General features: G+C 67.7%; 15 protein-coding genes. 10 read left to right on the plus strand and 5 right to left on the minus strand.

Translation table 11 applies throughout. The annotated features are described in order from the left end of the window. Window positions 1-108: 108 nt before the first annotated feature. Window positions 109-741, minus strand: a complete 633-nt coding sequence (gene rnhB, locus IEW58_RS08490) for a ribonuclease HII (RefSeq protein WP_188644715.1) — start codon at window positions 739-741, stop codon at window positions 109-111. Here rnhB and IEW58_RS08495 point away from each other — a divergent pair. From IEW58_RS08495 to IEW58_RS08520, 6 genes are all read left to right on the plus strand, one after another. Next, window positions 740-1936 (plus strand): PQQ-dependent sugar dehydrogenase, encoded by a 1197-nt coding sequence (locus tag IEW58_RS08495; RefSeq protein WP_188644716.1) that lies wholly within the window; start codon window positions 740-742, stop codon window positions 1934-1936. The genes rnhB and IEW58_RS08495 overlap by 2 nt on opposite strands. Window positions 1937-1982: 46 nt before the next feature. After that, complete coding sequence (locus tag IEW58_RS08500) at window positions 1983-2507, plus strand: GNAT family N-acetyltransferase (RefSeq protein WP_188644717.1); 525 nt, start codon at window positions 1983-1985, stop codon at window positions 2505-2507. A 24-nt stretch (window positions 2508-2531) separates the two neighbouring features. Further along, window positions 2532-3077, plus strand: coding sequence for a DUF1285 domain-containing protein (locus IEW58_RS08505; protein WP_188644718.1), 546 nt, complete (start codon window positions 2532-2534; stop codon window positions 3075-3077). Continuing rightward, entirely contained in the window at window positions 3074-3673 is a 600-nt protein-coding gene (locus tag IEW58_RS08510; protein ID WP_188644719.1) for a CoA pyrophosphatase, read from the plus strand. The genes IEW58_RS08505 and IEW58_RS08510 overlap by 4 nt, the downstream gene beginning before the upstream one ends. Then, window positions 3666-4844: a CCA tRNA nucleotidyltransferase gene (locus IEW58_RS08515; RefSeq protein ID WP_188644720.1), complete on the plus strand. Its 1179-nt coding sequence runs from the start codon at window positions 3666-3668 to the stop codon at window positions 4842-4844. The genes IEW58_RS08510 and IEW58_RS08515 overlap by 8 nt, the downstream gene beginning before the upstream one ends. A 262-nt stretch (window positions 4845-5106) precedes the next feature. Then, the gene (locus tag IEW58_RS08520) at window positions 5107-5622 is read left to right on the plus strand and encodes a hypothetical protein (protein ID WP_188644721.1); all 516 of its coding nucleotides are present in this window, start codon (window positions 5107-5109) and stop codon (window positions 5620-5622) included. A gap of 100 nt (window positions 5623-5722) precedes the next feature. Here the strand turns inward: IEW58_RS08520 and parC are convergent, their stop codons facing one another. After that, window positions 5723-8023: a DNA topoisomerase IV subunit A gene (parC, locus tag IEW58_RS08525; RefSeq protein ID WP_188644722.1), complete on the minus strand. Its 2301-nt coding sequence runs from the start codon at window positions 8021-8023 to the stop codon at window positions 5723-5725. 93 nt (window positions 8024-8116) lie between these two features. Here parC and IEW58_RS08530 point away from each other — a divergent pair, with 93 nt between their 5' ends. Both IEW58_RS08530 and IEW58_RS08535 read left to right on the plus strand, forming a co-directional pair. After that, window positions 8117-8662 carry a type 1 glutamine amidotransferase domain-containing protein gene (locus IEW58_RS08530; protein ID WP_188644723.1) on the plus strand — a complete coding sequence of 182 codons (546 nt, stop codon included), beginning with the start codon at window positions 8117-8119 and terminating at the stop codon, window positions 8660-8662. A gap of 88 nt (window positions 8663-8750) precedes the next feature. Then, a complete protein-coding gene (locus IEW58_RS08535; protein WP_188644724.1) occupies window positions 8751-8909 on the plus strand; it encodes a hypothetical protein in 159 nt (52 codons plus the stop codon). A gap of 14 nt (window positions 8910-8923) precedes the next feature. Here the strand turns inward: IEW58_RS08535 and IEW58_RS08540 are convergent, their stop codons facing one another. From IEW58_RS08540 to IEW58_RS08550, 3 genes are read right to left on the minus strand one after another with little or no spacing between them, the layout of a single operon-like run. Beyond that, a complete protein-coding gene (locus tag IEW58_RS08540) occupies window positions 8924-9253 on the minus strand; it encodes a 2Fe-2S iron-sulfur cluster-binding protein (protein WP_188644725.1) in 330 nt (109 codons plus the stop codon). Continuing rightward, window positions 9250-10332, minus strand: coding sequence for a cysteine desulfurase family protein (locus IEW58_RS08545; protein ID WP_188644726.1), 1083 nt, complete (start codon window positions 10330-10332; stop codon window positions 9250-9252). The genes IEW58_RS08540 and IEW58_RS08545 overlap by 4 nt, the downstream gene beginning before the upstream one ends. Beyond that, window positions 10329-11426, minus strand: coding sequence for a cysteine desulfurase family protein (locus IEW58_RS08550; RefSeq protein ID WP_188644727.1), 1098 nt, complete (start codon window positions 11424-11426; stop codon window positions 10329-10331). The genes IEW58_RS08545 and IEW58_RS08550 overlap by 4 nt, the downstream gene beginning before the upstream one ends. Window positions 11427-11516: 90 nt before the next feature. Between IEW58_RS08550 and IEW58_RS08555 the strand changes: the two genes are divergently transcribed. Continuing rightward, entirely contained in the window at window positions 11517-12173 is a 657-nt protein-coding gene (locus tag IEW58_RS08555) for an alpha/beta hydrolase (RefSeq protein ID WP_188644728.1), read from the plus strand. A 113-nt stretch (window positions 12174-12286) separates the two neighbouring features. Next, a complete protein-coding gene (locus IEW58_RS08560; protein ID WP_188644729.1) occupies window positions 12287-12958 on the plus strand; it encodes a TonB family protein in 672 nt (223 codons plus the stop codon).

Below are 12958 nucleotides of genomic sequence, written 5' to 3' on the forward strand. Positions count from 1 at the left end.
TGGAAGCGGTTTTTCGCTCATCTCTACACGGGACTTGGCCGCCGGCGACGAAAGCGCCGAAGCGTTCGGTCGCGCCTGCATCGAGCAACCGCGCGCCAGGGCTTTTGACTAGGCGGCGATGTCGATTTGCGCCTGCGCCACCGGAGCAAAGCTGCGGCGGTGAAGCGGGCACGGCCCATGCTCGCGCAGGGCCTTGAGATGCTCGGGCGTGGAATAGCCGACGTTGGTATGCCAGCCGTACTGCGGGTGATCGAGCGCGTGTTGGCGCATGATCCGGTCGCGGTGGGTCTTGGCGAGGATGGACGCGGCCGAGATGCAGGGCTCGCTCTCGTCGCCGCCGACGATCGCCCGCGCCGGCCAGCGCCAGGCCGGCTGGCGTTTCGCAGGCGTCAGGTTGCCGTCGACCAGCACTTGCAGCGGATCGCAGCCAACCACCTCGCACAGGCGGGTCACGGCCAGCGTCATCGCCAGCATCGTCGCGTGGAAGATGTTCAGGCTGTCGATCTGGTCGACTTCGACCACCCCGATGCCGAACGCGCAGCGGCGGCGGATGCGCTCCTCGAGCCGTTCGCGCTCCTCGCGCGTCAGCTTCTTCGAATCGTCCAGCCCGGCCGGGCGCGGCTTGCACAATGCGACAGCCGCGGCGACAACAGGTCCGGCGAGCGGGCCCCGGCCTGCCTCGTCGACCCCGACGATAAGCGGGGCGGAGCCGAATTCTGGATGAGGTATTCCCGACAGCATGATTGAACCCGCGACCCGTGCCGCACTCCTATCCACTTTCGCGCTCGCTCTCGCAAGCTGCGGATCGGGCGCATCCGGGGAAAGCGGCGCCGATGCCCGCTCGACCCCCCGCGCCGCCGGCGAGATCTCGGCGACGACCGGGCGCGACCTGGCATCGAAATCATTCGGCACCTTCAACGAGCCCTGGGCCGCCGCATTCGCGCCCGGAACCTCGGTCCTGTTCGTCACCGAGAAACCCGGCACGATGAAGTTCGTCGACCTGCCGAGCGGGCGGCGCGGCACCGTCAGCGGCCTGCCGCAAGTCGATTATGGCGGACAGGGCGGCCTGGGCGACGTGGCCTTCCTCCCGTCCGAGGCCGCCGGCACTCTCGGCACCCGCACGATCTACCTCAGCTGGGTCGAAGCGGGGCAAGGCGACACGCGCGGCGCGGTGGTCGGACGCGGGAAGCTGGTATGCGAGGAGTCCGATGCCTGCCGCATCGAGGGACTCTCGGTGATCTGGCGCCAGCAGCCCAAGGTCACCGGACGGGGTCACTTCTCCCACCGGATCGCCATCTCGCCCGATGGCAAGTACCTGTTCGTCTCCAGCGGGGAACGGCAGAAGGGCGCGCCCGCGCAGGACCTGTCAACGAACCTCGGCAAGACGCTGCGCCTGACCCTCGACGGCAAGCCCGCGCCGGGCAATCCGTTCGCCACCCGCGGCGGCCCGGCCAACGAGGTGTGGTCTTATGGCCACCGCAACCTTCTCGGCCTGCAATTCGATGCCAGCGGCCAGCTCTGGGACCTCGAGCACGGGCCGGCCGGCGGCGATGAATTGAACCGCGTGGTGCGCGGCGACAACTACGGCTGGCCGATCGTTTCCAATGGCGACGATTACGACGGCACTCCGATTCCCGATCATGCGACACGGCCCGAATTTCACGCCCCGGCGATAAGCTGGAACCCCGTGATCGCGCCCGGGGATTTCGTGTTCTACTCGGGCAAGCTGTGGCCCGAGTGGAAAGGGCAGGCGATCATCGGCGGGATGAAGCCGACCGTTCTGGTGCGCGTGGCGATCGAGGGAGAAAAGGCGCGGGAAGTCGCCCGCATCCCGATGGAGCGGCGCATCCGCGAAGTCGTCGAAGGGCCGGACGGCGCACTCTGGCTGCTTGAGGATGGCAAGGACGGGCGGCTCATCGAACTGCGCCCCGGCTGAATCGGCTCGACAGGGGCGCGGCGCGGACTTATCGGCGCGCGCCTTCATGCCGCGCATCGTCCCCCTTTCCGCGATCGACCCGCACCTGGTCGAGGAGCTGCTCGACGCGGCGTTCGAGCCCGAGCGGCGCACGCGCACCGCCTATCGCATCCGCGAGGGAACCGAGTGGCTCCCCGGCCTCAGCTTCGCCGCAATGGATGACGAGGAATACCTCGTCGGGACCATCCAGCTCTGGCCCATCGCGCTGACCGATCGGGAAGGACGGGCGCATCCGCTGATCATGGTCGGCCCGGTGGCCGTGCTCCCGGCGCTGCAGGGCGAGGGATACGGCAAGGCGCTGATCGCCGCCGCGCTGGGCGCGATCGACCCTGCCGCGCCGCTGCCGCAGGTCCTCATCGGCGATGCGTCCTACTACGAACGCTTCGGTTTTCGCCAGGCACCGCGCGGCTGGCAGTGCCCCGGCCCGTGGCATCCCGCGCGGCTGCTGGTGCGCGGGGACGCGAGCGCCCTCCCCCCGAGCGGGATGCTTGGCCCCTGGCCAGCTCCTCAAGGGGGCGGGTTGGCGAACTAGCCGCCTTCTGGCATCGCGCTTCCGATGCCGTACGAGCCGCCACCCGAAATCGCCGCCCTCTCGCTGGCCGAGCTGGCCGAGGCGGTGGCCGCGCGCCGGCTGCCGCCGGTCGAGCGGTGGACCCCGGCAGAGACCGGGGACAGCCACATGCGCATCCTCGCTGACGGCACCTGGCTGCACGAGGGCAGCCCGATCACCCGCCCGGCGATGGTGCGCGCCTTCGGCTCGCTCCTGTTGCGCGAGGGCGACCGGCACTGGCTGGTGACGCCGATGCAGAAGCTCGCCGTGTCGGTGGACGATGCCGCGTTCATCGCCACCGACGTTACCGAGCGCGAGGGTACTCTCGCCTTTCGCCTGAACACCGACGAGATCGTCATTGCCTCCCCCGACCACCCGCTGTCCGCGCGCGGCGACCGCGACACGCCGGCGATCTATGTCGACGTGCGGCGCGGGTGCGAAGCGCGGCTCAACCGCTCGACATACGAACAGCTCGCCCAAATCGCTCTCGATCGCGGCGACGACTGGTCGGTGACGAGCGAGGGCGCGACGTTCTCGCTCCTGCCCGCATGAACACGCTGTTCGACCGCCTCGCCGGGCTGTTCGAGGCGGGGCATGCGCGCGATATCGAGCTGCTGACCGACGCCATGGCGGTGCCGGAAACCCTCCGCCCCGCCGCGGTGCTGATCGCGGTGACCGACCGCCCCCGGCCCGGCGTCCTGCTCACCCACCGCCCGCTTACGATGCGCAGCCATGCCGGCCAGGCCGCCTTTCCGGGCGGCAAGCTCGACCCGGGCGAGGATGCCGTCGCCGCCGCCCTGCGCGAGGCGCACGAGGAGATCGGCCTCGAACCTCGCCACGTGCAAGTCATCGGCACCTCCGATCCGTTCCGCACCCGCACCGGTTACGACATCACGCCCGTGCTCGCGGTCGTCCCGCCCGACCTGCCGCTGGTCCCCAACCCGCACGAGGTCGAGGAATGGTTCGAGCCGCCGCTCGACTACGTGCTCGATCCGGCCAATCACCTGCGCCGCACGGTCGAGTGGGAGGGCGCCCCGCGCACTTATTTCGAGATCATGTGGCAGCGCCACCGGATCTGGGGCGTGACGGCGGCGATAATCGGCAACCTCAGCCGCCGCATGGCGATCAGCGAGACATTCGATGGCTAAGTTGCCCCCGGCCCCATGGACCGCTCGTTCCGAACTGGCCGGGCTCGTCGAAGCGCTGGGCGAAGGCAACGCCCGCTGGGTCGGCGGAGCGGTGCGCGACACGATCGTCGGCGGAGAGGTGCACGACATCGATGCGGCGACCCCGCTCCTGCCGGCCGAGGTAATCCAGCGGCTCGACCGGGCGGGCATCCGCACGATTCCCACCGGCATCGATCACGGCACGGTGACCGCCATTCTCGAAGGCGGCAACGTCGAGATCACGACCCTGCGCAAGGACGTCTCGACCGACGGGCGGCGCGCTACCGTGAGCTTCGCAGGCGAGTGGCACGACGATGCCGCGCGGCGCGATTTCACCATCAACGCGCTCTACGCCGATCCCGAGTCGCTCGAAGTGTTCGACTACTTCGGCGGCCTCGACGATCTGACCCAGGGACGGGTGCGTTTCATCGGCGACGCGCGCGAGCGCATCCGCGAGGACTACCTGCGCATCCTGCGCTATTTCCGCTTCCAGACGCGCTTCGGATCGGAGCTGGACGACGATGCCGAGGCTGCCTGCGCCGAACTCGCGCCGAGCCTCAAGGGTCTCAGCCGCGAACGCGTTGGGTGGGAACTCCAGAACCTGCTCGCCCTACCCGATCCATCGCCGACCGTGGCCCGGATGCGCGAACTCGGCGTCCTGCAAGTGGTCCTGCCCGAGAGCGGGCTCGACGAGATCGGGAAGCTCGCCGCGCTGGTCGCGGCCGAGAAAGCCGCCGGAATCGCGCCCGACGCCATGCGGCGGATGGCCGCGCTGCTTCCGCCCGCCCGCCCGGTTGCCGAGGCGGTCGGCGCACGCTTGCGGCTTTCGCGCAAGCAACGCGAGCGCCTCGCATGCGCCGCGGCGCGTGACACCCGCGACGGCGAAAACCCTCGCGCCCTGGCCTATGCGGTGGGAGCCGCCAGCGCCATCGACCGCCTGCTGCTCACGGGACGCGATCCGGCCCCGGTCATGCAATGGGAGCGGCCCGAATTCCCGCTCAAGGGCGGAGAGATCGTCGCTCGCGGGGTGGCTGCGGGTCCCGAGGTCGCGCGCATCATGCGCACCGTCGAACAGCGCTGGGTCGGGGAAGGCTTCCCTCCCCGCGAACGGGTCGAAGCGCTGCTGGGCGAGGAACTGTCGGCGCGCCCCTGAAAATCGCTGCACACCGGAGCGCTTCATCCCGGCTTCATCTGCGTTCGGCAAAATGCGCGGGAGTTGCTTTCCGCAAGGGAACACGCTTCAAGCCCGTCTGCCGCCAATCGGCGGCCCAGCGCGACCGCGGCCAATCGGCTGCCTTCCCTCCTTCGAGGGTCCCCGCAAGGACACGCCTTGCATCCCCCGCGCTACCCAAGTTCCGCCACGTGCGGCCATCCGGCTGCATCGTGGCATCGATCGAAGTGACACGGAGTACCACATGAAATTTCACCGCTTTGCCGCCACCGCAGCCCTTGCTGCCGCCAGCCTCGCCACCGCCGCCGCCGCGCAGGTTGCGGTCGGCTCGACCGTTTACGGACCGCAGGGCGGCGAGGTCGGCACGATCGTGAGCGTCGAGAACGGGACCGCGACGGTCGATACCGGAGCGAACAAGGCCGCGCTGCCGGAAAGCGCCTTCGGCAAGGGTGACAAGGGCCCGACGATCACCGTCACCAAGGCCCAGCTCGACGAGATGGTCGCCGGCCAGCTTGCCCAGGCGAAGGCCGCGGTGGATGCCGCTCTGGTGGCCGGCGCCGCGGTGGTATCCGCCAAGGGCGCCGCGCTCGGCACGATCAAGTCGGTCGATGGCGACGCCGTGGTGCTGGAGAGCGCGGCCGGTCCGGTTGCCCTCAAGCGCGAACATTTCGCCCTCGATGCGCAGGGCGCGCTTATGGCGCTGTTCACCGCAGAACAGGTTGCCAGCGCGGCGGCTGGCGCCAATGCGGCGGCCCAGTAAGATACAGGCGGCACAAGTTCCGGAAGGCATCCCGTAAACGGAGCCCTTCGGGTCGTGGGAACGGGTCGGCGGCCAGGTGCTGCCGGCCCGTTCTTTCGTGCTAGAACCGGTTGTCCTTCGGGAAGCCGCGCGGTGGCATCCGCCCTGCCGCGCCCCGGGCGACCTTCCACTGCCACACGTCATCTTCGGTCCGGGTGCGGCCGGTTTCGCCCCCCATCGCCCAGCTCAACCCCTCGGCGAGCGTGAAGGTGATGGCATCGGACAGGCCGCCATCGCGATAGCGCTGCAAGGTCACGCCCTGCCCGCGCGACATGATCGGCATTTCCTCCAGGTTGAAAACCACCAGCTTGCGGTTGTCGCCCACCACCGCGACGTGGTCGTGAGCGGCGGCGATCTCCCGCACGACGCGCAGGCGCTGGCCGGGCTTGAGATTGACCACTTGCCGCCCCTTGCGCGTCTCGGCGAGAAGTTCGTCGGTCACGGCGGCGAAGCCCTTTCCGCTGGTTGCTGCAAGAAGCAGCTGGCCCTTTGGCCGGTGGACCAGCGCAGCCACGATCGCCGCTTCGGGATCGATGTCGATCATCGTGCGCAGCGGCTCGCCGAACCCGCGCGCGCCGGGCAGCTTGTCGGCGCCAATCGTGAAGAACCGTCCGTCATCGGTCGCCAGCAGCAGCTTGTCGGTCGTCTGCGCGTGCAGCGCGAAGGCGGGTCCATCGCCTTCCTTGAACTTCCAGTCCTGCTCCAGCGGCAAGTGCCCGCGCGCGGCGCGCACCCAGCCCCGCTGCGACAGGATCACCGTCACCGGCTCCTTCTCGATCATCGCGCTGGGATCGTATTCGACCGTCGGCGCGGCTTCCGCGATCGTGGTGCGGCGGCGGCCCAGCGGAGTATCCTCGGCGTATTCCTTGCGCAGCGCCGTGAGGTCGCGCTTCAACCGGGTCCGCTGGCGCGCGGGGCTTTCGAGCAGCTTGTTGAGCTCTTCCTGCTCCTTGAGCAGCGCATCATGCTCGCGCCGCAGCTCCATTTCCTCCAGCTTGCGCAACGAACGCAGCCGCATGTTGAGGATCGCCTCGGCCTGGCGGTCCGTCAGCTCGAACTCGGCCATCAGGACCGGCTTGGGCTCGTCCTCGGCGCGGATGATCGCGATCACCCGGTCGAGATTGAGATAGGCGACGATGTAGCCTTCGACGAGCTCCAGTCGCTTGGCTATCTGTTCCAGCCGGTGCCGCGTGCGGCGCTGGAGGATGTCGATCTGGCTGGCGACCCAGTGGAGCAGCAGCTCCTTCAGCCCCATGACCATCGGCGTGCGGCCCTGCCCGCCGGTGGCGTCGAGGACATTGAGGTTGAGGCCGAAGCGGGTTTCCAGGTCGGTCAGCTTGTAGAGCGACTCCTTCAGCAGCTCGGGATCGACGTTGCGGCTCTTGGGCACGAACACGATGCGCACCTGCTCGTCGCTCTCGTCGCGCACGTCTTCCAGGATCGGCAGCTTGCGGTCGGCGATGAGCTGGGCAACCTGTTCGATCAGCTTGCCCTTCTGCACCTGGTAGGGGATTTCGCTGACCACGAGCTGCCACTGCCCGCTGCCCAGCCGCTCGATGCCGGCCTCGCGGTCGCGCTCGTCCTTCGATTCGGCGGCATGGAAGCGGGCGCGCATGCGGAAAGATCCGCGCCCGGTCTCGTAGGCGGCGGAGATGACTTCCGGACTATCCACCACCAGCCCGCCGGTCGCGAAATCGGGGCCGCGGAACAGCTCCATCAGCCGCGAATGTTCGGCGTGCGGGTTGTCCACCAGCTCCAGCGTGGCATCGAGCACTTCGGCCACGTTGTGGCTGGGAATGTTGGTCGCCATTCCGACCGCGATCCCGCTCGATCCGTTGGCCAGCAGGTTCGGGAACAGGCCGGGGAAAATCTCCGGCTCCTGCTCCTCGCCGTTATAGGTCGGGATGAAATCGACGGTGCCTTCGTCGAGCCCCTGCATCAGCAGCAGCGCGGTGCGCGTCAGCCGCGCTTCGGTATAGCGGTAGGCGGCGGCGTTATCGCCATCGATGTTGCCGAAGTTGCCCTGCCCCTCGACCAGCGGATAGCGAAGGCTGAAATCCTGCGCGAGCCGGACCATTGCATCGTACACGCTCGCATCGCCGTGCGGGTGATACTTGCCGATCACGTCGCCGACGACGCGGGCCGACTTCTTGAACGCGTCGGTGGGATTGAGCTTGAGCTGCCGCATCGCCCACAGCAGCCGCCGGTGGACCGGCTTCAACCCGTCGCGCAAATCCGGCAGCGAGCGCGCGGTGATCGTGGACAGCGCATAGACGAGATAGCGTTCGGACAGCGCGCTATCGAACGGGGCATCGACGATCGCGTCGAACGGGTCTTTTTGGGCGTCCAGGGTATCGACCATGCCATGCGCCCTAGCAGGGCCACGGGCGAACGCTCAACGCCGGAACGCGCGGCTATCCCCACGCGTAGGAGTCTTCGAAAAAGGAGACCACCAATGGCCAAACGCGTAATGATCATCGCCACCGACGGATTCGAACAGTCCGAGCTGGAAAAGCCGAAAGCCAATCTCGAGCAGGCCGGTTTCGAAACCGTCGTCGTCAGCCCCGAGGACGGCGAGATCAAGGGCTGGGACCAGAAGGATTGGGGGCGTCCCGTGAAGGTGGACCTGACGGTAGACGAAGCTGAGGCCGCCGACTTCGACGCGCTGCTGCTGCCCGGTGGCCAGATGAACCCCGACATCCTGCGCATGAACGATCGGGTGGTTCAGTTGGTCAAGGACTTCGACCGGGCCGGAAAGCCCATTGCCGCGATCTGCCACGGACCCTGGCTGCTGGTCGAGGCGGGCATCGTCGACGGCAAGACCGTGACGAGCTGGCCCTCGGTCCGCACCGACCTGAAGAACGCCGGCGCCAACGTGGTGGACCAGGAAGTCGCCACCGACGGCAACCTGATCACCAGCCGCAAGCCGGATGACATTCCCGCGTTCAGTGAGGCCCTGATCGCCGCCCTGAACGAAGCGAAGGTCAGCGAAGAAGCCTGAGGATATCGCCGAAGCGACTGGAACGGGTCGGCGGATTCGGCGGTTTCATGGTGACTTTTCAAGCTCTTGCCAAAGCGAAAGGGTCACCATGTCCGCAATTCCCAGTTCTGCCATGCCGCATGCCTATGCCAATGACGACGACGGTCAGGATAGCGGCGCGAGGGAAGCTTCGTCGCGCACTCCGTCAAAAGGGATGCTGGTGGGCGGCGCCATCGCCGCGGGATTGCTGTACCTGATCCTGCGCTGAGATCGTCCGCTCTGCTAGCGGCGCATGTCGTGCGCCTCGGCGGGCACGCGCACCGTGAGCCCGTCGAGGTCCGCGGTCAGCTCCACCTGGCACGAAAGCCGGCTGGTGCGGCAGGCTTCGGCGGCGAGATCGAGCATGTCCTCCTCCTCCTCGCTCGCCGCGGGGAGGCGATCGAACCAATCGGGAGCGACGATCACATGGCAGGTGGAACAGGCCATCTGCCCCTCGCAGGTCCCCTCGAGTGGCAGGCCGGCAGCCTGGCCGACGCGAAGCAGGTTGTCGCCGGCCTGGGCCTCGGCAATCACCGGCTCGCCGCGCGGGGGGATGAAAGTGATCCGGATCATGGCGCCATCTCCTGCGCGTCCGCCGCGGTGTTGATGATGGCGGCGGCTTCCTCGATCTCGGCAAGCGTGGTGTAGCGTCCGAAGCCGAGCCGGATCGAGCTTTTCGCTTGCCCGTCGGAAAGGCCGATCGCCTTGAGCACGTGGCTCGGCCGCCCCGAGCCGCTGGCGCATGCGGATCCGGCTGAGAACATCACTTTGCGGCAGTCGCTCATCAGGCGGGCAACATCGAGCCCTTCCCGGCGAATGTTGAGGTTCCCGTGCCAGCGCGCCTCGGCACTGCCGTTGAGGGTCCAGCGTCCGAACAATGCGCGTGCGCGACTCCACAGTGTCTCGACGTGTTCGGCATCGGAATCGAGCGCTTCATTCGCAAGCTTCGCGGCCGCACCCATCCCCGCGATGAGCGCCGGACTGAGCGTGCCGGAGCGCAAACCGAACTCCTGCCCGCCGCCCGTCTGGACCTCGCGCAGCTCGACGCCGTCCCGCACCCACAGCGCTCCGACCCCCTTGGGACCATGAAACTTGTGCGCGCTGATGGCGATGAGGTCGGCTTCGGCCAGCGGCAATTTGCCGTAAGCCTGAACAGCATCGCACAGGAAGAAAGCGTTGTTTTCACGTGCTTTCCTCAGCCACTCGGCAGTCGGCTGAGTGGTTCCGATCTCGTTGTTGACCTGCATGACGGCGACAAGCCGGGTGCCTTCCGGCAGCGCCTGATCAGGGCGGCACAATCCCTCCCCATCGACCCCAAGCCGGTGACAGCGCCCCAGAGAAAGTGCCGTATCGAGAACCGCGGCATGCTCTATCGCCGATATTGCCACCGCTCCCTCACCGACAGTCCCCCGGATCGCCAGGTTGATCGCCTCGGTCGCCCCGCTGGTGAAAATGACCCGCCCGCCCGAAGGCAACAGGGCGGCGACCTGTTCGCGCGCCAGCTCGATCGCCGCCCTCGCCATGCGGCCCATCCGGTGTAGTGAATGCGGGTTACCGAAGCCGGTCCCGCCCGGCCCATCGAGCCAGCGCAGCATCTCCTCGCGCGCTTCGGGCGCGAGTGGCGTGGTCGCCTGGTAATCGAGGTAGATCATGCCGCCCGCCGCGCCATATCGAGCCAGGTCTCGCAGAACCGCTCGACCTCGGCTCGGGTGGTCGTCCAGCCGAAGCTCACCCGGATCGTGCGGTCGGCGAGTTCGCCGGGCAGGCCCATGGCCGTTAGGACGTGGCTCCGCTTCATGGTGCCGGACGAACACGCGGAACCCTGGCTGACCGAGATCCCCGCCATATCGAAGCGCATCAGCTGCGCCTGCGCGCTCATCTGGGGCATCGCGAGGGCGCGAATGTAGGGCGTGGGGTCCGACAACCGGTCCGACAGCCATTCTCCGCCGAGAGCGCGAACCCCTTCGGCAAAGGCGTCGAGCGGCTCGAGCACCTCGGGCGCGATGTAAGGCTGGTGGCATGCTTCGAGCGCCGCCACCATGCCGAGCACGGCAGGAAGGTTCTCGGTTCCACGCCGATAACCGCGCTCCTGCCCGCCGGATGGATGGAGCAACGCGAAGTCCTTTACCAGCAGAGCTCCGATGCCGACCGGCCCGCCGAACTTGTGCGCCGAGACGATCGCAAGGTCCGCCATGCGCGGCAGTTCGAACTTGCCGGCGCTCTGCGCGCAATCGACCAGCAGCAGCCCGCCGTTGTCATGCACCACTTCCGCGGTGAAGCCGATGTGCTGGCGATTGCCGGTTTCCGAATTGACGTGCTGCACGGCGACCAGCGATCGGTTCTCCGGGTCGCCCACCAGCAGTTCCAAGGGACGGCTTTCGTCCGACAAGGCCATAAGATCGGCCGCACCGTCGCCGCGCACGGGCAGCGTCCATTCCGGCAGGTCGCCGCGAAGGACGGCGTCGTGCTCGACCGCGCTGGCGACGTCGTGCACCGCGTTCACCGCATCGAGCGCCAGCGCCGCCGCCTCGCTCGCCCCGCTGGTGAAGATCACCTCCCCTTCCCAGCCGAGCAACTCCTTCACCCGCGCGCGCGCATCTTCCAGCGCGGCGCGCGCCCGGCGGCCTTCCGCGTGCGGGCTGGAGGGATTGGCCCAAAGCGCAAAGCCCTGCTCCATTCCCGCACGCGCTTCAGGGCGCAGCGGGGTGGTTGCCGCGTGGTCGAGATATATGCGGGAATTCGTCACGATTGCGATTTTCGCCTTCGGTCCTATATAGCCGCGCATCCGCGAGGCGCCAGCGTGTGCCGAAGCGCTTCCGTTCTTGCAGGTTCTTTCATGCCCTCAGTCATATTCCCCGGTCCCGAAGGCCGCCTCGAAGGCCGCTACAGCCCCGGACCGCGCCCGCGCGCGCCGGTCGCCATGATCCTTCATCCGCACCCGCACGGCGGTGGCACGATGAATGACCGGATGGTCCAGCGGCTCTACAAGACCTTCGTCGACCGCGGGTTCGCCACACTGCGCTTCAACTTCCGCGGCGTCGGGCGCAGCCAGGGCAGCTTCGACAACGGGGTGGGTGAGTTGTCCGATGCCGCGAGCGCGCTCGACTGGGTCCAGTCGATCCACCCCGAAGCGCAGACCACGTGGGTTGCCGGCGTCAGTTTCGGCGCGCTGATCGGCATGCAGTTGCTCATGCGACGGCCAGAAGTGCGGGGCTTCATCTCGGTTTCGGCACCTGCCAGCATGTACGATTTCAGCTTCCTTGCTCCCTGTCCGGCGAGCGGAATCTTCGTGCACGGCGGGGGCGACACGGTCGTCCAGCCCAGCTCGGTCACCAAGCTGGTCGAGAAGCTGCGCACGCAGAAGCACATCACGATCCATCACGACGAGATCCCTCGGGCAAACCACTTCTTCGAGAACGAGCTCGAGGACATGATGCAGTCGGTCGACAAATACCTCGACTTCCGCCTCTCGCCGGACTGCCCGATCCGCTGATACCCTTCAATCGGTAGCCAGCCGCAACGCGAAAGCGCTTCTCGGATTCGGGTTATGATGTAACATTGCTTCTCGCGGACCCGGCAGAAGGCCGCGATAAAGGAGTGATGCAGATGGCATATCTTCAACACAGCAACTGGCGGGAGCGGCCCGGTGCGGTAGCAGCGGTAGTCGCGATCCACGCCGCCCTCGGCTACGCGCTGGTCACGGGCCTGTCCTTTAGCCAAATTGTCGAAACCATCGACAATCCGCTGGGTTACGAGGTGCAGGTCCCCCTCGATCCGCCACCGCCCCCGCCCAGACCGGAGCGTTCACAGGACGCCACGTTGACCGACCCTATCGTGACCGCACCGATCCCGCCGCTCGATCTCATCCCCGAGCGCCCCTTGGTGGAGACTACGCCGACCGTCCTTCCCACGACGGACCTGCTCCCCAAGGTGATCCCCACACCGACACCCCTGCCTAGCGCCCGCCCCGATCCTCTTCTGGCTCCAAAGGCGGCGAGTCCGCGCAACGATCCGGGAACCTGGATCACCGAAGGCGACTATCGTTCGAGCTGGATCAACCGCGAGCTGGTGGGCACGGTGCGCTTCCGGCTGGAGATCACAGCCAGCGGCAGGGCCGGGACCTGCACGGTGACCGGGTCGAGCGGTCATCGCGAGCTCGACCGCGCAACCTGTGACCTGGTCACCCGCCGCGCCCGTTTCGAACCGGCGCGTGATCAGGCCGGAGCGGCGACCGAAGGCACCTATTCCAGCTCGGTCCGCTGGCAACTGCCCGAGTAA

It is taken from the genome of Tsuneonella deserti (assembly GCF_014644315.1).
Taxonomy (GTDB): Bacteria; Pseudomonadota; Alphaproteobacteria; order Sphingomonadales; family Sphingomonadaceae; genus Tsuneonella; species Tsuneonella deserti.

Bases quoted from the DNA above. Each gene is read 5' to 3' on its own strand.
- IEW58_RS08495 (WP_188644716.1), top strand. From the start codon at position 740: ATGATTGAACCCGCGACCCGTGCCGCACTCCTATCCACTTTCGCGCTC.
- rnhB (WP_188644715.1), bottom strand. From the start codon at position 741: ATGCTGTCGGGAATACCTCATCCAGAATTCGGCTCCGCCCCGCTTATC.
- IEW58_RS08500 (WP_188644717.1), top strand. From the start codon at position 1,983: ATGCCGCGCATCGTCCCCCTTTCCGCGATCGACCCGCACCTGGTCGAG.
- IEW58_RS08505 (WP_188644718.1), top strand. From the start codon at position 2,532: ATGCCGTACGAGCCGCCACCCGAAATCGCCGCCCTCTCGCTGGCCGAG.
- IEW58_RS08510 (WP_188644719.1), top strand. From the start codon at position 3,074: ATGAACACGCTGTTCGACCGCCTCGCCGGGCTGTTCGAGGCGGGGCAT.
- IEW58_RS08515 (WP_188644720.1), top strand. From the start codon at position 3,666: ATGGCTAAGTTGCCCCCGGCCCCATGGACCGCTCGTTCCGAACTGGCC.
- IEW58_RS08520 (WP_188644721.1), top strand. From the start codon at position 5,107: ATGAAATTTCACCGCTTTGCCGCCACCGCAGCCCTTGCTGCCGCCAGC.
- parC (WP_188644722.1), bottom strand. From the start codon at position 8,023: ATGGTCGATACCCTGGACGCCCAAAAAGACCCGTTCGACGCGATCGTC.
- IEW58_RS08530 (WP_188644723.1), top strand. From the start codon at position 8,117: ATGGCCAAACGCGTAATGATCATCGCCACCGACGGATTCGAACAGTCC.
- IEW58_RS08535 (WP_188644724.1), top strand. From the start codon at position 8,751: ATGTCCGCAATTCCCAGTTCTGCCATGCCGCATGCCTATGCCAATGAC.
- IEW58_RS08540 (WP_188644725.1), bottom strand. From the start codon at position 9,253: ATGATCCGGATCACTTTCATCCCCCCGCGCGGCGAGCCGGTGATTGCC.
- IEW58_RS08545 (WP_188644726.1), bottom strand. From the start codon at position 10,332: ATGATCTACCTCGATTACCAGGCGACCACGCCACTCGCGCCCGAAGCG.
- IEW58_RS08555 (WP_188644728.1), top strand. From the start codon at position 11,517: ATGCCCTCAGTCATATTCCCCGGTCCCGAAGGCCGCCTCGAAGGCCGC.
- IEW58_RS08560 (WP_188644729.1), top strand. From the start codon at position 12,287: ATGGCATATCTTCAACACAGCAACTGGCGGGAGCGGCCCGGTGCGGTA.